Source organism: Pseudomonas sp. 2835, assembly GCF_050435905.1.
Classification (GTDB): domain Bacteria; phylum Pseudomonadota; class Gammaproteobacteria; order Pseudomonadales; family Pseudomonadaceae; genus Aquipseudomonas.
The window spans coordinates 72,064-89,683 of sequence record NZ_JBNDLE010000014.1 but is presented as its reverse complement, the minus strand read 5'-3'; the positions used below and the strand labels follow the sequence as shown (position 1 = coordinate 89,683).

The window sequence follows — 17,620 nt, the reverse complement described above, 5'->3', positions numbered from 1 at the left end:
GGAGTGAACCTCGGCAAACCTGCAATCGGCTGAAAGTCGTTTACAGACAATGGCTTGGTTAGCGCTGGCATGAATCTCGCTCTACAGCAGGCGCCTGTCCGATAACAACAAGAAGGCCGCGCCATGTCGCTCACGCTCGAGCATGTCAGCCGTACCGTGGATAACCAGGTGTGCATCGACGACGCCTGCCTGAGCTTCGAACCTGGCTCGTTCAATGTGCTGCTCGGCCGCACCCTGGCCGGCAAGACCAGCCTTATGCGGTTGATGGCCGGGCTCGATCGGCCGGACCGTGGCCGGGTGCTGATGAATGGCGAGGATGTCACCGGCCGCCCGGTGCGCCGGCGCAATGTGTCGATGGTCTATCAGCAGTTCATCAATTACCCGACCCTGAGCGTGTTCGAGAACATCGCCTCGCCCTTGCGCCAGGCGCGCATGGCCGAGGAGCTGGTCCGCGAGAAAGTCCAGCAGACCGCAAAGATGCTGCGTATCGAGCCGTACCTGCAGCGCTTGCCGCTGGAACTGTCGGGCGGCCAGCAGCAACGCACGGCCATGGCCCGGGCGCTGGTCAAGGATGCCGAGCTGATCCTGTTCGACGAACCGCTGGTGAACCTCGACTACAAACTGCGCGAAGAGCTGCGCCAGGAGATGCGCGAGCTGTTCGCCGCGCGCCATTGCATTGCCGTGTATGCCACCACCGAACCCAACGAGGCCCTGGCCCTGGGCGGCACCACCACCATTCTCCATGAAGGGCGCATCGTCCAGAGCGGGCCCACTGCCCAGGTCTATCACCAACCGCGCACGGTGCTGGCGGCCGAGCTGTTTTCCGAGCCGCCGATCAACCTGATACCCGGGCGTATCAGCGGCAATGAAGTGAGTTTTGCCGGTGCCGTACATTTTGCCATGAACGCCGACCTGCGCCGCATCGGCGATGGCGACTACCGCTTCGGCGTACGCCCCAGTCATATCAGCCTGGTGCCGTCCAACGACGATGACCTGGAGCTGGCGGTGCTGGTGGAACTGGCGGAAATCAGCGGCTCGGAAACCTTCCTGCATGTGCGCAACGAGCACTTTCGCCTGGTCCTGCACTTGCCGGGGGTGCACGAGTACCACGTCGATGCGCCGATCCGGGTGTTCATCCCCACCCACAAGCTGTTCGTCTTCGACCCCGCCGGGCAGCTGGTGCAGGCCCCGGGCTTGCGTGAAACGAGGGTCGCCTGATGGCCGAGATCCGCCTGCAGCACCTGGCCCATAGCTACAGCCGTGCCCCTCAAGGTGCGGACGACTACGCCTTGCGTGAGCTTGAGCATGTCTGGGAGCAGGGCGGTGCGTATGCCTTGCTCGGGCCGTCGGGGTGCGGCAAGTCGACCTTGCTCAATATCATTTCCGGGCTGCTCAGTCCGTCCCAGGGCCAGGTACTGTTCGATGGCAAAGTGGTCAACGAACTGTCGCCGCAGGCGCGCAATATCGCCCAGGTGTTTCAGTTTCCGGTGGTCTACGACACCATGACGGTGTTCGACAACCTGGCCTTCCCGCTGCGCAACCAGGGCCTGGATGAAGCGCGCATTGCCAGGAAGGTGGCCGAGATCGCCGAGGTGCTCGACCTCGGCAGCCTGCTGAAGAAAAAGGCCCGCAACCTCAGCGCCGATGAAAAGCAGAAGGTCTCCATGGGCCGCGGGCTGGTGCGCGACGACGTTTCGGCAATCCTTTTCGACGAGCCGCTGACGGTGATCGACCCGCATCTTAAGTGGAAGCTGCGGCGCAAGCTCAAGCAGATCCATGAACAGTTCAACATCACCATGATCTACGTCACCCACGATCAGCTCGAAGCGTCGACCTTCGCTGACAAGATTGCGGTGATGTATGGCGGGCAGATCGTCCAGTTCGGCACCCCGCGCGAGCTGTTCGAACGCCCGCGCCATACCTTCGTCGGTTATTTCATCGGCAGCCCGGGGATGAACCTGATCCCGGTACAGGTGCAGCCTGGTGGCGTCGGCTTTGCCGGCATCCACCTGGCGTTGCCGCTGGAGTTGCAGGAGCGCCTGGCCGCGAGCAACGCCACGCGCTTGCAGGTGGGTATCCGCCCGGAGTTCGTCCAGGTCTGGGACACTCCGTTCGATGAAGGCTTCAGCGCCAGGGTGGTGGATGTCGAAGACCTGGGCACCTACAAGATTCTCAGCCTCGACCTGCAGGGCGTGCCGCTCAAGGTACGCCTGGGCGAGGATCGTACGCTGCCCGAGGGCCAGGCCTGGATCAGTTTTCCGGCGCAGTGGCTGATGCTCTATGCCGATGACGTACTGCTGGAGGCGCGGCCATGAACAAGGTGCCCAACAACAAGGCCTGGTGGCTGGTGCTGCCGGTGTTCCTGCTGGTGGCGTTCAGCGCTGTGGTGCCGATGATGACCGTGGTCAATTACTCGGTGCAGGACATTTTCGACCAGTCCAGCCGTTACTTCGTCGGCGCCGACTGGTACCGCCAGGTGCTGCAGGACCCGCGCCTGCACGACTCGCTGCTGCGCCAGTTCATCTATTCGGCCTGCGTGCTGCTGATCGAAATCCCCCTGGGGATCGCCATCGCCCTGACCATGCCGACCAAGGGCCGCTGGTCGTCCCTGTGCCTGATCGTCATGGCCATTCCGCTGCTGATTCCGTGGAACGTGGTCGGCACCATCTGGCAGATTTTCGGCCGTGCCGACATTGGCCTGCTGGGCGCTTCGCTCAACCAGCTGGGCATCAGTTACAACTACGCCGCCAACACCATGGACGCCTGGGTCACGGTGCTGGTGATGGACGTCTGGCACTGGACCTCGCTGGTGGCGCTGCTGTGTTACTCCGGTCTGCGGGCGATCCCCGATGTCTATTACCAGGCAGCGCGCATCGACCGCGCTTCGGCCTGGGCAGTGTTCCGGCATATTCAGTTACCGAAGATGAAGAACGTGCTGCTGATCGCGGTGATGCTGCGCTTCATGGACAGCTTCATGATCTACACCGAGCCGTTCGTGCTCACCGGTGGCGGGCCGGGCAATGCCACCACCTTCCTCAGCCAGACCCTGACGCAGATGGCGGTGGGGCAGTTCGACCTGGGGCCTGCGGCGGCGTTTTCGCTGGTGTACTTCCTGATCATCCTGCTGGTGTCGTGGCTGTTCTATACCGCCATGACTCACGCCGACAAACAGTAGGGGCCGCCCATGAACCTGCGCAAGACGCTGCCGTTGCTGCTGTACATCCTGTTCCTGCTGGTGCCGATCTACTGGCTGCTGAACATGTCGTTCAAGAGCAATACCGAGATCCTCGGCGGCCTGACCCTGTGGCCGCAGAACTTCACCTTCGACAACTACCGGGTGATCTTCACCGACCCCAGCTGGTACAGCGGCTATATCAACTCGCTGTACTACGTGTGCCTGAACACGGTTATCTCCCTGAGCGTGGCCTTGCCGGCCGCCTATGCCTTTTCGCGCTACCGGTTTCTGGGCGACAAGCACCTGTTCTTCTGGCTGCTGACCAACCGCATGGCGCCGCCGGCGGTGTTCCTGCTGCCGTTTTTCCAGCTGTACTCGTCCATCGGCCTGTTCGACACACACATTGCCGTGGCCCTGGCTCATTGCCTGTTCAACGTGCCGCTGGCGGTGTGGATTCTCGAAGGCTTCATGTCCGGGGTGCCCAAGGAAATCGACGAAACTGCCTACATCGATGGCTATAGCTTCCCGCGATTCTTCGTGAAGATCTTTGTCCCGCTGATTGGCTCCGGCATCGGTGTCACGGCGTTTTTCTGTTTCATGTTTTCCTGGGTCGAACTGCTGCTGGCGCGCACCCTGACCTCGGTGAACGCCAAGCCGATTGCTGCGGTGATGACCCGCACGGTGTCGGCCTCGGGGATCGACTGGGGCGTGCTGGCGGCTGCCGGGGTGCTGACCATTCTGCCGGGCATGCTGGTGATCTGGTTTGTCCGTAACCATGTGGCCAAGGGCTTTGCCCTGGGCCGGGTCTGAGGAGCGCGCCATGGACTGGATGGCCTGGACACTGCCCACGGCGATCTTCTTCGCCGCAATCGGCCTGTTGCTGCTGGGCATGACGGTGTATGAGCTGCGCCGGCCGTGCGTCGAGCGTCGCGGCTTTCTGCCGATTGCCACCACCCGTGGCGACCGGTTGTTCATTGCTTTACTGGGCAGCGCTTACCTGCACCTGCTGGTAAGCGGGCTCAGCGACTGGAACCTGTGGGTAGCCTCGCTGCTGTCCCTGGCCTGGCTGTTGGTGGTGATGCGCTGGGGTTAGCCGAGGGCAATCGGCAGGGCTCCGGGAAAACACTCAATCGGGAGATCACAATGTTCGACAACAACAAGAACCGGCGACATTTGACCCTGGCAGCCCTGCTGGTGCTGGGCAGCTTTCACGCCAGCGCCTGGGCCGATGCCTACGAAGATGCCGCCAAGAAATGGATCGGCAGCGAGTTCAAGCCTTCAACCCTGACCCCCGAGCAGCAGCTCGAAGAGTTGAAGTGGTTCATCAAGGCGTCCGAGCCGTTTCGCGGCATGAAGATCAACGTGGTGTCGGAAACCATTACCACCCATGAGTACGAATCCAAGGTGCTGGCCAAGGCCTTCAGTGAGATTACCGGGATCAAGCTGACCCACGACCTGCTGCAGGAAGGCGACGTGGTGGAAAAACTGCAGACGCAGATGCAGTCGGACAAAAACATTTACGACGGTTGGGTAAATGATTCCGACCTGATCGGTACCCACTTTCGCTATGGCAAGACTGAATCGATCACCGACATGATGGCCAACGAAGGCAAGGACTACACCTCGCCAACCCTGGACCTCAAGGACTTTATCGGTATCTCCTTCACCACCGCGCCGGATGGCAAGATCTATCAACTGCCTGACCAGCAGTTCGCCAACCTCTACTGGTTCCGCGCCGACTGGTTCGACCGCCCCGACCTCAAGGCCAAGTTCAAGGAAAAGTACGGCTACGAGCTGGGCGTGCCGGTGAACTGGTCGGCCTATGAAGATATCGCCAAGTTCTTCACTGAGGACGTCAAGGAAATCGACGGCAAGCGCGTCTACGGGCACATGGACTACGGCAAGAAAGACCCGTCGCTGGGCTGGCGTTTCACCGACGCCTGGTTCTCAATGGCCGGTGGCGGCGACAAGGGCCTGCCCAATGGTCTGCCGGTGGATGAGTGGGGTATTCGCGTCGAGGACTGCCACCCGGTCGGTTCCAGCGTCACCCGTGGAGGTGACACCAACGGCCCGGCAGCGGTCTATGCCACGCAGAAGTACGTCGACTGGATGCGTGCCTATGCGCCGCCCGAAGCCCAGGGCATGACTTTCTCCGAGTCCGGGCCGGTGCCGTCCCAGGGCAACATCGCCCAGCAGATCTTCTGGTACACCGCCTTTACCGCCGACATGACCAAGCCGGGCCTGCCGGTGATGAACGCCGACGGCACGCCAAAGTGGCGCATGGCGCCGTCGCCCAAGGGGCCGTATTGGGAGGAGGGCATGAAGCTGGGGTATCAGGACACCGGCTCCTGGACCTTCCTCAAGTCGACGCCGGAGAAACAGCGCCTGGCGGCCTGGCTCTACGCCCAGTTCGTCACCTCCAAGACCGTCTCGCTGAAAAAGACCATCGTCGGCCTGACGCCGATCCGCGAGTCGGACATCAACTCCCAGGCCATGACCGAGCTTGCGCCCAAGCTCGGCGGCCTGGTGGAGTTCTACCGCAGCCCGGCGCGGGTGCAATGGACCCCGACCGGCACCAACGTACCGGATTACCCGCGCCTGGCACAGCTGTGGTGGAGCCATATTGCCGAAGCGGCCAGTGGCGAGAAAACCCCGCAGGAGGCGCTGGATGGCCTGGCCAAGGATCAGGACCGCATCCTCGAGCGTCTGGAGCGCTCCAAGGCCCAGGCGACTTGTGCACCGAAGCTCAACCCCGAGAAAGATGCCCAGTACTGGTTCGACCAGCCAGGGGCGCCGAAGCCGAAACTGGCCAACGAGAAACCCCAGGGCGAGACCGTGAGCTACAGCGAACTGCTCAAATCCTGGGAGGCTGCGCGCAAGTAACCACACAGGCACAAAAAAACGGCACCTTCGCAGGTGCCGTTTTTTGTCCCGCCATCAGCACTTACTTATGCAGCGCTTCGGCCGCATACAAAGTGTTCTCCAGCAGGCACGCGCGGGTCATCGGACCGACGCCACCCGGTACCGGGGTGATCCAGCCGGCGCGGGGCAGGGCGGTCTCGTAGACCACGTCGCCCACCAGCTTGCCGTCTTCCTGGCGGTTGATGCCGACGTCGATGACGATCGCGCCTTCCTTGATCCACTCACCCTTGACCAGGCCCGGCTTGCCGGCGGCAACCACCACCAGGTCGGCGCGGCCGACGTGGCCGGCGAGGTCCTTGGTGAAGCGGTGGGTGACGGTCACGGTGCAACCGGCCAGCAGCAGTTCCATGGCCATCGGCCGGCCAACGATGTTGGAAGCGCCGACGACCACCGCGTTCATGCCGTACAGGTCCTGACCGGTGCTTTCCAGCAGGGTCATGATGCCTTTTGGCGTGCACGGGCGCAGCAGCGGGATACGCTGGGCCAGGCGGCCGACGTTATACGGATGGAAACCATCGACGTCTTTGTCGGGGCGAATGCGCTCGAGCAGCAGCGAGGCGTCCAGATGCGCTGGCAGTGGCAGCTGCAGGAGGATGCCGTCGATGTTCGGGTCGTCATTGAGGCGATCGATCAGCTCGGTCAGGGCTTGCTGCGTGGTATCGCTGGGCAGGTCGAAGGCCTGGGAGATAAAGCCGACCTCTTCGCAATCCTTGCGCTTGTGCGAGACATAGACTTGAGAGGCGGGGTCGGTGCCGACCAGGATCACCGCCAGGCCAGGCGTACGCAGGCCTTGCTGGCGACGCTCCACGACACGTTGGGCGATCTGCTGGCGCAGGCTGGCGGCGATCGCCTTGCCGTCGATAAGGTGTGCAGTCATGACGCGTGATTAACCATCGAGAGGGAATAAAAAGAGCGCGCATTCTCGCATGAAGGGGGCCGAGGGCAAAGGCGCTTGGTCCGGCAATTGCCCTAAGCCCTTAAATAAAATGAATTTTTTTCAGAAAAGAGTTGACGACCTTTAGGCTCGGCTATAACATTCGTCGCACTTGTCGGGCAGAGCCTAGCACTGGTTAGCAAGGTCAGGCAGAATGAGCAGATTTTTTAGCTTGTTCGGTACGGCTAAAAGTTAATTTGTAATCGTAACAGAAAGCAGATTAAATATGCGCCCGTAGCTCAGCTGGATAGAGCATCCGCCTTCTAAGCGGATGGTCGCAGGTTCGAGTCCTGCCGGGTGCGCCAATCGGCAGCTTTGGCACAAGTAAAGCGGTAACTGCAATATGGTGGACGTAGCTCAGTTGGTAGAGCGCAGGATTGTGATTCCTGTGGTCGTGGGTTCGATTCCCATCGTCCACCCCATATTCCAAAAGGCGCCTGATGAAAGTCTGGCGCCTTTGCTTTAAAAGCGTCACGCGGACGTGGTGAAATTGGTAGACACACTGGATTTAGGTTCCAGCGGCGCAAGCTGTAAGAGTTCGAGTCTCTTCGTCCGCACCATCCAACGTTTCACCGCACTTCGCTGAAGCGCGTGAATGTTTCAAAAGCGGCTTTGACACAAGCAAAGCGGCACATGCAATATGGTGGACGTAGCTCAGTTGGTAGAGCGCAGGATTGTGATTCCTGTGGTCGTGGGTTCGATTCCCATCGTCCACCCCATATTCTCAAAGGCGCCCGATGAAAATCCGGCGCCTTTGTTTTAAATGCTTCATGCGGACGTGGTGAAATTGGTAGACACACTGGATTTAGGTTCCAGCGGCGCAAGCTGTAAGAGTTCGAGTCTCTTCGTCCGCACCATCCATGCTTTTCCCGCCCTTCGCTGAAGCGCGTGAAAACCTCGAAAAAGCCGCCTTGTGCGGCTTTTTTCGTTTCTAGGGTTTGACTCTCGCCTGTTCGTTTTCGGTCAAATAGAAGATAGTTTCAGATAATACTGATTTTCATTTCCCTTTTTGTCTCCCTCGCGTGACCTCTCCTGCAAGATCATTTCAATCTGCAAGGGAGCGCCTCGTGAAGAGCACACAGCCGGCCGCCGTTCAGCGGCTGCAGCCAAACAACAAAAACGCTGCACGCAAGATTGCCTGTAGTGCGCTGACCGCACTGGTTTTGGCGGGCGGCTGTAGCGCCTGGTCGTTGGCCAATGCCGCTGAAAGAGGCGCGACCCGGCAGGCGCCGCTGCGCAAGCATTATGAAATTGCGCCAGGGCAACTGGCGCCGGCTTTGAACCAGTTGGCCACCGCTACCGGGGTGATCCTCACCTTCGATCCGCAACTCAGCGAGAACCGCAGCACCCAGGGCCTGAACGGTGATTACACCCTCAAGGAAGCTTTCGATCTGCTGCTGATGGGCACTGGCCTGTGGGTCGAGCGACTCAAGGATCACACCTACGTGCTGCGCATGCACGAACGCAGCGACAGCGCGCTTGAAGTCGGCCCGACCATGGTCGGCGCCCTGGCCGAGCGGCCCGGGGCAATCCAGAGCAGCCGGGAAGTGCATGCCGAGCGCCAGGACCTCAACAGTGTGGTGCGCTCGATACCCGGTACCTACACCTTGCACTCGCGCAGCCAGCCGGGGGTGTCGGTGAACATTCGTGGCCTGGCCGGCCTGGGCCGGGTCAACACCATGATCGATGGCGTCACCCAGACCTTTCGCAATAACGCCGGCCACGGCTCGGGTGGGCCGATGGCTTTTGTCGACGCCAACCTGCTGGCCGGGGTCGATGTACAGCGTGGTTCGGTGGACGGCGCCGAAGGTGCCAACACCCTGGGCGGCTCGGCGAACTTTCGTACCTTCGATATCGATGACATCGTCAAGCCAGACCACCGTGTAGGCCTGCGCACGACCTACCGCACCGGTAACAATGGCTACGGCAATACCCGCATGTTCGCCGCCGGTGCCCGCACCCGCCCGGAAGACGTCGAAGGCGTCTACGGCCTGGTCGCTGCGGTGAGCAGCACCCAGACCGGCGAGTACAAGACCACCAACGGCCAGTCCAACGAATACGACACCACCAAGCAGAACCCGCGCTCCGGCTTGCTCAAGCTGCGCCTGCAGCCCAACGACATGCACCGCCTGGACCTGAGCGGGGTGAAGTACCGCAACGAGTTCTATCACAACTATCCCTGGCAATTGGACAACGAGACCTATCGCGCCAAGTACGCCTACACGCCCTACAGCGAATGGATCAACCTTACGGTCAATGCCTACCAGAACAAGACCGAGCTTGAGTACCCGCCGGTAGAAGAGTCCCACTATATTGGCCGCAAGACCCGCGACGACGCCCACGGTTTTGACCTGACCAACGTCAGCCGTTTCAACCTTGGGCCGGTGGAGGCGAGCTGGAGCAATGGCGCGCGCTACTACACCGACGACTTCGTTGCCCAGACCCCGGAAAAACGCGGCGCCAACCCCGAAGGCAAGCAGGCCACCCATAGCCTGTTCAGCACCCTGGAGTTCAACTACGACATCTATGCCCTGACCCTGGCCGGCCACTACGACGGTTACAAGGTCAGCGGCCATGTGCCCAAGTGCTCGATCATCGGCCAGTGCCGCGGCATCGATGGCGGTGACGTGGATATCACCCGTCGTGAACACAGCTTCAACCCGCGGGTGGGCTTTGCAGTCAAGCCTTATGACTGGATGCAGCTCTACAGCAGTTGGTCGCGCACCTCGCGGGCGCCGCGGGTGCAGGAAATGTTCTTCGAGAAAGTGCCGCTCGAGGCTGACGCCAGCGACGCCGATGGCGTCGGCGCCAACCCGTTCCTGCGTCAGGAACGTTCGACCAACTACGAGTTCGGGGTCAATTTCACCCGCGCCGGGCTGTTCAGCAACGATGACTACGGGCAACTGAAGATCAACCGCTTCATCAGCAAGATCGATGGCTACATCACCCCGCAGTCGTTCGACATCCTCGATGATGACGGCGAAGAGTCGGCGAAGATGAACTGGGTCAACTGGCCGGAAGAAGTGCGCATGAGCGGCTACGAGGTGGAAGGGCGCTACGACGCTGGTTTCTTCTACGCCAACCTGTCATGGACCAAGGCCACGACCAAGTCGCCGACCACCTCCGGCATCGAACTGGAAGACATCAACAGCCAGCCGGACCGTTTCTGGACCCTCGACCTTGGCACCCGCTGGTTTGACGAACGCCTGGTGCTGGGCGCCCGCGGCGAGTACGCCGGCCCGTCGGAAACCAGCTGGGACTGGTATGAGACGAAAAAATCCAACTCCACCGGGGTGATCTGGGACCTGTATGGCAGTTACCGGGTACAGGACAACCTGAGCCTGTTTTTCAACGTTGAGAACGTCGGCAACAAGGTCTACAACAACAGCGCTTCGGTGGACTACCTGATGTCAGCGGTGATGGACCAGGGCAATGGCCGCGGGCGCACCACCTCGTTCGGCTTCACCCTCGAATACTGACAGGACCCTATATGTTCAAGTCTTCCTTTATAGGGGCAGGGCTGGCGCTGCTCGTCGGTTGTGCCAACGTCAATGCGCCGGTGGCCGACAGTGCCTACACCCGGGTCGAAAGCCATATTCCCGAATGGGGCGCGATCATCGAGTTGAGCAGCGGCAAGCAGGTTTCGCCGACGCAACTGCTCGATGAGCTGGCGCCAGCGCGCACGGTGATGGTCGGCGAAGTGCACGACAACTTCGCCCATCATCTGATCGAGCAATGGCTGGCGACCCACCTGGCCAAGCGCCGACCCCAGGGCGCGGTGGTCCTGGAGATGCTCGACAGCGACCAGCAGCGCCCGGTCGCCGAAGTCCAGGCCTGGCTGGGCCAGGGCAACCAGGTGCGTAGCCAGCGCCTGCAACAGGTCATCCATTGGGACCCGCGCTGGAGCTGGGAGCAGTACGGCACCCTGATGGCGGCGTTGATGCCGGCGCCGCCGGTACTGCTGGCCGGCAACCTCTCGGGCGCCGAGCTCAAGCGCCTGATGGCGGCAGCGCCAGCCAACCCCGACGGCCTGTTCCCGTCGCCCGCGATTACCGCTCGCCAGCGCCAGCACATCAACGAGATGCACTGCGGGCAGATCGATGCCGCGCGCATGAATGCAATGCTCGCTATCCAGCACGCCCGTGATCAGCGCATGGCACAGGTGCTCGATAACGCCCAGGTGCCGCGACTGCTATTTGCGGGCGTGCTGCACACGCTGAAAAGCCTCGGCGCCCCGCAATACCTGGGGTGGGGTGCGAACGACCCGGGGCTGAAAGTGCTGGTGATCGCTGAGCAGGATCATCGCCTGAGCGCCCGCGACGCCGACTACGTCTGGATGCTACCGACCGAGGATGCCGAGGGTGCCGCCCTGGTGGTCGACGCTGGCGGTTGCGACCAGCCAGCCCATTGAACCTTTCACTACAAGGAATTTATCCATGACTGAATTGACTATCGCCGGGTTCAACCCTCGGTGTCTGGACCTGCCTGCCGTGGAGCTGGCCGCACAACTGCATACCTTGGGCCAGGTGCGCACCTGTACACCGGCGACCCATGCCACGATCGAACAGCCGGGGCGTTATCCGCAGTCCGACGATATCAGCGAAGCGGGGCTGGTGATCGGCGAGGACGGCCTGGACCTGCGCTTGAACCTGCGCGCCTGGTACTGGATCGGCATGGTTCATGATGCTGGTGACTACAACCTGAGTGTCTTCGATCGCCACGGCAAAGTACTGCTGCGCCTGGCCTCGACCGGGCAATCGTCCATGGCCGGCTGGGCAGGACTGTATGAGCGGTGCATCGACAAGCCGGCTGTCTTCAGCGAGCCGTCTGCTTTGAGCAAGCGTGATCTGCAGGTGCCCGGCCTTGTTGAGGAATGGGCGGCGATGGCCAACGTCCATGAGCACTTTGCCCTGCTCAAGCGCCACGGCCTGAGCCGTTACGAAGGTAACGCCCTGGTGGCCCCGGAATTTGCCCGGCAACTTTCGCAGGCCAGCCCGGTGGCGATGTTCCGTGAACTGGCCGCCAGCGCGCTGGAGCTGATGCTGTTTGTCTACAGCGCCGGTAGCGTGCAGATCTTTACCGGCCTGTTGACGGGCATGAGCGAGGCGGGGGTCGAGCTTGTGTTCGACATGCCCGCCAGTGAACAGGCGGCGCCGACCCGCTTCTGGATCGCTGATGCGCCGGATGCGCAGATCTGGCGTGTTTACAAGCCGAACCAGGTTGGCGGTGTCACCAGCCTTGAGTTTTTTGACGCCGAAGAGCGCCTGATCGTCCAGGTCTTTGCCCGTCGCCCGGCGGGGCAGCCTGAGCAGTCGGCCTGGCGCGAATGGCTGGATGCCCTGGAGGCAGCGCGATGAAGGCTTGGCTCCTTGGCGTACTGGCGGCCTGCGCGGTCATGACCGTACAGGCCGAAACCGCCGACACTCTGGTGATCGGCAACGACCTGGCGGAAATTGTCGATCGCCTGGATGGCACTTCGCGCCTTGTCGGCCGCGATGATTCCAGTCGTTATCCGCAAGCCATCGCCAGCCTGCCCTCGGTGGGTTACTTGCGCCAGCTTTCGGCAGAAGGCGTGTTGGCGCTCAAGCCGCAACGGCTGCTGATCAGCGATGCAGCCCGTCCGGCCATCGTGTTGCGCCAGTTGAACGGCCTGGGGCTTGAGGTCCTGAGCATTGCCCGCGGCAAAAACATTGCTGATATCCCTGCGAAGATTGAGCAGGTCGCGGCGGCCATGGATCGTCAGGCACGGGCGCAACCGCTGCTCGACGAACAGCGCCGGCTGCTTGCGCAACTGGCAAAACAACCGGCATTGAAAGGGCCGAAGGCCTTGTTCATTTTCAACCACGCAGGCATGACCCCGCTGATCATGGGGCGCGGCACCGAGGCTCAGGCGGCACTGGAGCAGGCCGGGATCGAAAACTGCGCAACCTTCAATGCCTACAAGCAAGTGGCGGGCGAGGCCATGGTGTCGCTGGCGCCGGACTTTGTCATTGTCAGCAAGGCCGGCTTGGCGGCGTTGGGCGGTGAAGACAACCTGTGGAAGCTGGGTGGCCTGACGCACACCCCGGCTGGACAGCGGCGGCGGTTGGTGCAGGTTGATGACCAGGCGCTGCTCAACCTCGGGCCGCGCACGGTTCAGGCCATGCTGCAGTTGCGCCAGGATGCTGGGGCGCTGTTTCCATGAGGGGCGCTAGGAATGTCTCGTTGCCGATCCTGATGCTGATGCTGGCAGGCTTGTGCGCTCTGCTGGTGATGTGTTCGCTGGTTGGCAGTATCGGCTTGTCGCCGCGGATCCTGTTTGGCGATCTGCCCACTGCACTGGAGTGGCAAGTGTGGAGCGAGGTGCGTCTGCCGCGACTGTTGCTGGCGGTGTTGGTGGGTTCGACCCTGGCGGTGGGCGGCACGGCGATGCAGGGGCTGTTTCGTAACCCGCTGGCCGACCCGACCCTGTTGGGGCAGGCCAGTGGCGCGGGGCTGGCGGTGTCGATCTGGGTGGTGCTGTTCAACGGCCGCTTTGCCGGGCTGGAGCTGTATGGGCAGTTTCTCGCCGGCTTTGTCGGAGCGTTGCTGGTGACCCTGGTGATTTTCCGTATTGGCCGGGGATACAAGGGGCGCGAATCGACCATTACCTTGTTGTTGGCAGGTCTGGTCATCAACACCCTGACGGGTGCTGTGGGCGGCATTCTCACCTTTGTTGCCAGTGAAGAGCAGTTGCGCCAGCTCAGTCTGTGGGGTATGGGCAGCCTGAGCAGCGCCGAATGGTCGACCCTGACAGTGGCTTGCCTGGTCTTGCCCTTGACCCTGTGGATGCTGGCGCGTTGCGCGGGGGATCTGGACCTGTTCCAGCTGGGCGAGGTATCTGCGCACGCCGCCGGGCTGGATGGCGATCGGCTGAAAAACCGCGTGGTGCTGGCCTCGTCGCTGGGCGTGGGCCTGTGCGTGGCCCTGAGCGGCATCATCGGCTTTATCGGCCTGCTGGTGCCGCATTGCCTGCGCCTGTATTTCGGCCCCGGCCACCGTTTACTGATTCCGGCCTCAATGCTCTGTGGCGCGATCCTGTTGCTGGTCGCCGATACCCTTGCGCGCAGCCTCACCAGCCCGGCGGAGATTCCCGTCGGCCTGGTCACCAGCATTATCGGTGGGCCTTACTTTCTCTGGTTGTTGCTCGGTCGCAAGGTGCGGGAGTTTTGACATGCTTGAACTGATCAATGTCAGCCTGGAGCGGCCGTTTGCCCTGGCGCCGTTCAGCGAACAGGTAAGGGCGGGGGAGCTGCTGGGGCTGATCGGCCCTAATGGTGCGGGCAAAAGCACGCTGCTGTCGCTGATCTCCGGCTACCTGCACCCGGGTGGTGGGCAGATCAAGTTGCTGGGTCGTGAACTGTCAGGGTACTTGCCGGTACAGCTGGCGCGCAGGCGGGCGCTGGTTACTCAACAGATGGACAGTGCCTTTGATTGGCGAGTCGAAGCGTTCATTGCTCTGGGCCAGCAGCACCCCGGCGAACCTTGCCCGGGCATAATCGACGCCCTGGATATCCGTCATCTGCTTGGCCGTGGGGTGTTGTCGCTGTCTGGCGGCGAATTGCAGCGGGTGACCATTGCCCGGGCCATGAACCAGTTGGCCGTCAGCCCGCTGACTGACGCCTGGAACGATGGCCGGGGCTGCCTGCTGTTGCTGGACGAACCCACCAGCGCCCTGGACATCGGCCAGCAGCAGAACCTGATGCGGGTGCTACGTACCCTGGCCGGTTCGCCGTGCATTGCGGTGGTTTGCGTACTGCACGACCTGAACCTGGCCGCGCGCTACTGCGATCGCCTGTGGCTGCTGGAAAACGGCCGGTTCTGCGCCAGTGGTACGCCGGCCCAGGTGCTCAGCGAGCAGCGCGTTGCACAGGTGTTCGGTGCGCAGGTGCGGGTAGCGGCGGGCGAGCAGCACAAGGTGAGCATCGAGCTGATGCCCTGACAGCAACTAGCGTCGGCTCAGGGTGACCCAATAGCGCGAACGCCGCTGCACCTGCACCGGCAATGAAAGGGGCAGGGCGTCGAGCACCGCATCGGTGTCGGCCAGCGGGTAAACGCCTGAGATACGCAGCGCGGCGAGCTCGTCGCTGCAGCGCAGCAGGCCTGGCCGGTAGCGGCTGAGCTGGTCCACGAAGGCGTCCAGGCGCAGGTTGTCGGCTACCAGCAAACCGTTGCTCCAGGCCGGCTCGGCCTGGTTGGCGCTGGCCGGTTCGATACGTGCCAGGGTGAAACGGGTGCGTTGCCCCGGGGCCAGGCGCAGGGTATTGGCTGGCGATTGCTGGGCTTGCACTTCTACCGCGCCTTCGAACAAGTCGACCTGGGTCCGGCCTGCTTGCAGTTCGACGCAAAAACGTGTCCCCAGCGCACGCACCAGCCCGTGCGGGGTGTGTACGCTCAACGGCCGATCAATGGCGTTGGAGGGGTGGCCACTGCTGATCAGCAGGCGGCCACTTTGCAATTGCAGGCGCCGCTGTTGGCTATCAAACAGCACGGCGACCTCGGTGCCTGCATCGAGGGTCAGCTGGCTGCCATCTTCCAGGCTGATGTGCTGCGGCGCACTGGCGCCATTGCTGTAGCTCAGTCTCGCCCGCGGTTGCCAGAAGTTGCGGAAGGCCAGTTGCCCGGCGCAGCCGAACAAGCCGAGCAGGGCGAGGGTCTTGAGTGCTTGCCGGCGACTGCTGCCCGCGCTGCCCTGGGACAGGCTCTGGTAGCCGGCATGCGGTTCGAGCCCGGCCATGCGCCGGCGCAGGGCCTCGATGTGCAGCCAGGCACGTTCGTTGTCCGGATGGGCGGCGCGCCACTGCTCAAGCGCACGCTGCTGCTCGCAGCTGAGTGCGCCTTCCATGGTTTCCGTGAGCCATTGCGCGGCTTTGCGGGTGGTGCGCGGGTTAAAGGGTGAGGGGTTCATTGCAGGTCGGCAAAAAAGCAGTGTTGGTTGGCCCGGACCAGGTACAGTTTCACCGAGCGGGTGCTGACCTGCAGGCGTTCGGCGATTTCGGCGATCTTCAGGCCCTGCAGGTGCGACAGCAAGAAGGCTTCGCGAACCTTGCCCGGCAGGGCGTCGAGCATGCGATCGAGCAGGGTCAGCGCTTCAAGTGCCAGCACCCGGACTTCGGGTGAGGGTTCAAGTGCTTCAGGCAGGCTGGCCAGGGCCTGCAGATACGCCTGCTCGACCTGGCGCCGGCGATAGACATTGGCCATCAGTCGCCTCGCTACGGTCGAAAGAAACGAGCGGGGTTCGCGGATTCTGAACAGGTCCTTGGAGCTGAGGATGCTCAGGAAGGTGTCCTGGGCAATGTCGGCGGCATGTTCCGAGCAGCCGATACGGTTGCGCAGCCATCGGTGCAGCCAGCGATGATGGTCGTTGTACAGGGTGCCTAGGCAGGAATCGAGCTGCGGTGAAGCGGTGCGGGTGTCCATCGGGTGCGTGGCCGGCGTAAAGCGGAACGGACGCCCAGTATAGCGAGAATGATTATCAAATGATAATTATTGTTATTTCGTGATGCTGGTTACCGGCTGGCCGTGAGCGGATGTGTCGTGCTGTCCGTCTGCTGTAGCGCCCGGTTGCACGCTTTCGTCGCATACTGCGTGACTGATGGCCCTGGCCAATGAGCCTTTGAAGATCGGCGTGGGCTCGTTATCGGCTTCGGCGTGTTGAAGATCTTCCAGCGAGGTCCCCGAACCCAGGAACCGGACGGTTCGCGCCGTGCAATCGAACTGACGGGCGCTGTAGCTGGTACCGCTGACGCCGACACGCTGGGTAATCACGGTGCGCTGGGAGGCATCGCCGGCCACGCTGACGATGGAGTAGCGAGCGTCGTGGTCGAAGGAGGTTTGCAGCGCTGTAGCGCCAGCGGCGAAGCAGCAGAGTGCGAGGCAACTGCCAGAAATAAGTTTGATCAGCACGGGTACTTCCTTGCATTGGCGCTGTGATTGGCAGGTGGTGCCGATCGATAATGCAACCCATTATCGTTAATACACCTTGCTAGCTTAGTGGGCGAGCGCTTCCTAGACAATCACCTTTCCTTATTTGTTCCAGAAATTTCCGACAATCGGAAGACATTATTCACGCATCTTTTTACCGCCTGGTGACAATCGACGAAAAGCTGATAAATTTCAGCCGGTTGAAACAGTGGCCGGGTTTAGGGTCGCAAAAAGGGAAACCACCATGATTTCACCCGAACGTTAGGCCATCGCCCTGCAGCGCTATGTCGAGGCAAACCCGCAGATGCTGGAAGAGATCGCTGGGCTCAGCGAGCACGAACAGGCTCAGCAGGTCCTTTGGGCCTTCGAGGATGCCGCGCAGGAGCAGGGGATTGAGCCCTGGGAGCTGACTTTGCAGTTGATTGCCGAGTCTGCCGAAGAGCTTGCGGCCATGCGCCTTGAGGTGCATCGCGAAGTAGCCGAGGCGCTGGGGATGGCGTGGGAAGAGTACTGCGCGTTCAACGATATCGAACTGGATTCGTGACGCCTGGACTCGAATTTGTAGTGTTTTGACAAGATTTTCTGCAGCCCCGGGGGCTGGCTCACCATGGCTTCAGTTATGGCGTCCAGCCCAGGGTCTGCGTGTG

Annotated in this window: 17 protein-coding genes and 5 tRNA genes; 18 read left to right on the top strand and 4 right to left on the bottom strand. The window is 61.9% G+C overall.

Going from position 1 to position 17,620, the window contains the following annotated elements:
• Positions 1-123 precede the first annotated feature (123 nt).
• The 6 genes from ABIE20_RS19405 to ABIE20_RS19380 are packed head-to-tail and all read left to right on the top strand — an operon-like array spanning position 124 to position 6,058.
• Positions 124-1,218: an ABC transporter ATP-binding protein gene (locus ABIE20_RS19405; protein WP_429506641.1), complete on the top strand. Its 1,095-nt coding sequence runs from the start codon at positions 124-126 to the stop codon at positions 1,216-1,218.
• Positions 1,218-2,315 (top strand): ABC transporter ATP-binding protein, encoded by a 1,098-nt coding sequence (locus tag ABIE20_RS19400; protein ID WP_429506640.1) that lies wholly within the window; start codon positions 1,218-1,220, stop codon positions 2,313-2,315. The genes ABIE20_RS19405 and ABIE20_RS19400 overlap by 1 nt, the downstream gene beginning before the upstream one ends.
• Positions 2,312-3,175 carry a carbohydrate ABC transporter permease gene (locus ABIE20_RS19395; protein ID WP_045202147.1) on the top strand — a complete coding sequence of 288 codons (864 nt, stop codon included), beginning with the start codon at positions 2,312-2,314 and terminating at the stop codon, positions 3,173-3,175. The genes ABIE20_RS19400 and ABIE20_RS19395 overlap by 4 nt, the downstream gene beginning before the upstream one ends.
• 9 nt (positions 3,176-3,184) lie before the next feature.
• Positions 3,185-3,985 (top strand): carbohydrate ABC transporter permease, encoded by an 801-nt coding sequence (locus ABIE20_RS19390; protein WP_010224614.1) that lies wholly within the window; start codon positions 3,185-3,187, stop codon positions 3,983-3,985.
• Between the two features lie 10 nt (positions 3,986-3,995).
• The gene (locus tag ABIE20_RS19385; RefSeq protein ID WP_429506639.1) at positions 3,996-4,268 is read left to right on the top strand and encodes a DUF2160 domain-containing protein; all 273 of its coding nucleotides are present in this window, start codon (positions 3,996-3,998) and stop codon (positions 4,266-4,268) included.
• 50 nt (positions 4,269-4,318) lie between these two features.
• Positions 4,319-6,058 carry a carbohydrate ABC transporter substrate-binding protein gene (locus tag ABIE20_RS19380; RefSeq protein ID WP_429506637.1) on the top strand — a complete coding sequence of 580 codons (1,740 nt, stop codon included), beginning with the start codon at positions 4,319-4,321 and terminating at the stop codon, positions 6,056-6,058.
• Positions 6,059-6,119: 61 nt separating this feature from the next.
• Here ABIE20_RS19380 and folD read toward each other — a convergent pair whose 3' ends face one another.
• Complete coding sequence (folD, locus tag ABIE20_RS19375) at positions 6,120-6,974, bottom strand: bifunctional methylenetetrahydrofolate dehydrogenase/methenyltetrahydrofolate cyclohydrolase FolD (RefSeq protein ID WP_115087907.1); 855 nt, start codon at positions 6,972-6,974, stop codon at positions 6,120-6,122.
• A gap of 285 nt (positions 6,975-7,259) precedes the next feature.
• Here folD and ABIE20_RS19370 point away from each other — a divergent pair.
• From ABIE20_RS19370 to ABIE20_RS19320, 11 genes are all read left to right on the top strand, one after another.
• Positions 7,260-7,336, top strand: a tRNA-Arg gene (locus ABIE20_RS19370).
• A 41-nt stretch (positions 7,337-7,377) separates the two neighbouring features.
• A tRNA-His gene (locus ABIE20_RS19365) sits at positions 7,378-7,453 on the top strand.
• A gap of 53 nt (positions 7,454-7,506) precedes the next feature.
• Positions 7,507-7,591 (top strand) — tRNA-Leu (locus ABIE20_RS19360).
• An 83-nt stretch (positions 7,592-7,674) separates the two neighbouring features.
• Positions 7,675-7,750: transfer RNA gene (locus tag ABIE20_RS19355), tRNA-His, on the top strand.
• Positions 7,751-7,803: 53 nt separating this feature from the next.
• Positions 7,804-7,888 (top strand) — tRNA-Leu (locus tag ABIE20_RS19350).
• 210 nt (positions 7,889-8,098) lie between these two features.
• Positions 8,099-10,510, top strand: a complete 2,412-nt coding sequence (locus ABIE20_RS19345; RefSeq protein WP_429506636.1) for a TonB-dependent receptor domain-containing protein — start codon at positions 8,099-8,101, stop codon at positions 10,508-10,510.
• A gap of 11 nt (positions 10,511-10,521) precedes the next feature.
• The gene (locus ABIE20_RS19340; RefSeq protein WP_429506635.1) at positions 10,522-11,442 is read left to right on the top strand and encodes a ChaN family lipoprotein; all 921 of its coding nucleotides are present in this window, start codon (positions 10,522-10,524) and stop codon (positions 11,440-11,442) included.
• A gap of 25 nt (positions 11,443-11,467) precedes the next feature.
• Positions 11,468-12,388, top strand: coding sequence for a ChuX/HutX family heme-like substrate-binding protein (locus ABIE20_RS19335; protein ID WP_429506633.1), 921 nt, complete (start codon positions 11,468-11,470; stop codon positions 12,386-12,388).
• Complete coding sequence (locus ABIE20_RS19330; RefSeq protein WP_429506631.1) at positions 12,385-13,215, top strand: heme/hemin ABC transporter substrate-binding protein; 831 nt, start codon at positions 12,385-12,387, stop codon at positions 13,213-13,215. The genes ABIE20_RS19335 and ABIE20_RS19330 overlap by 4 nt, the downstream gene beginning before the upstream one ends.
• Before the next feature lie 20 nt (positions 13,216-13,235).
• Complete coding sequence (locus tag ABIE20_RS19325; RefSeq protein WP_429506629.1) at positions 13,236-14,222, top strand: FecCD family ABC transporter permease; 987 nt, start codon at positions 13,236-13,238, stop codon at positions 14,220-14,222.
• A gap of 1 nt (position 14,223) precedes the next feature.
• Complete coding sequence (locus ABIE20_RS19320; RefSeq protein ID WP_429506628.1) at positions 14,224-14,991, top strand: ATP-binding cassette domain-containing protein; 768 nt, start codon at positions 14,224-14,226, stop codon at positions 14,989-14,991.
• Positions 14,992-14,997: 6 nt separating this feature from the next.
• Here the strand turns inward: ABIE20_RS19320 and ABIE20_RS19315 are convergent, their stop codons facing one another.
• The 3 genes from ABIE20_RS19315 to ABIE20_RS19305 all read right to left on the bottom strand — a co-directional run bounded on the left by ABIE20_RS19315 (position 14,998) and on the right by ABIE20_RS19305 (position 16,955).
• Positions 14,998-15,957 (bottom strand): FecR domain-containing protein, encoded by a 960-nt coding sequence (locus ABIE20_RS19315; RefSeq protein WP_429506627.1) that lies wholly within the window; start codon positions 15,955-15,957, stop codon positions 14,998-15,000.
• Positions 15,954-16,469 (bottom strand): sigma-70 family RNA polymerase sigma factor, encoded by a 516-nt coding sequence (locus ABIE20_RS19310; protein WP_429506626.1) that lies wholly within the window; start codon positions 16,467-16,469, stop codon positions 15,954-15,956. The genes ABIE20_RS19315 and ABIE20_RS19310 overlap by 4 nt, the downstream gene beginning before the upstream one ends.
• Positions 16,470-16,541: 72 nt before the next feature.
• Positions 16,542-16,955, bottom strand: coding sequence for a hypothetical protein (locus tag ABIE20_RS19305; protein WP_429506624.1), 414 nt, complete (start codon positions 16,953-16,955; stop codon positions 16,542-16,544).
• Between the two features lie 286 nt (positions 16,956-17,241).
• Here ABIE20_RS19305 and ABIE20_RS19300 point away from each other — a divergent pair, with 286 nt between their 5' ends.
• The gene (locus tag ABIE20_RS19300; RefSeq protein ID WP_429506695.1) at positions 17,242-17,517 is read left to right on the top strand and encodes a DUF6388 family protein; all 276 of its coding nucleotides are present in this window, start codon (positions 17,242-17,244) and stop codon (positions 17,515-17,517) included.
• The last annotated feature ends 103 nt before the right edge of the window (positions 17,518-17,620 follow it).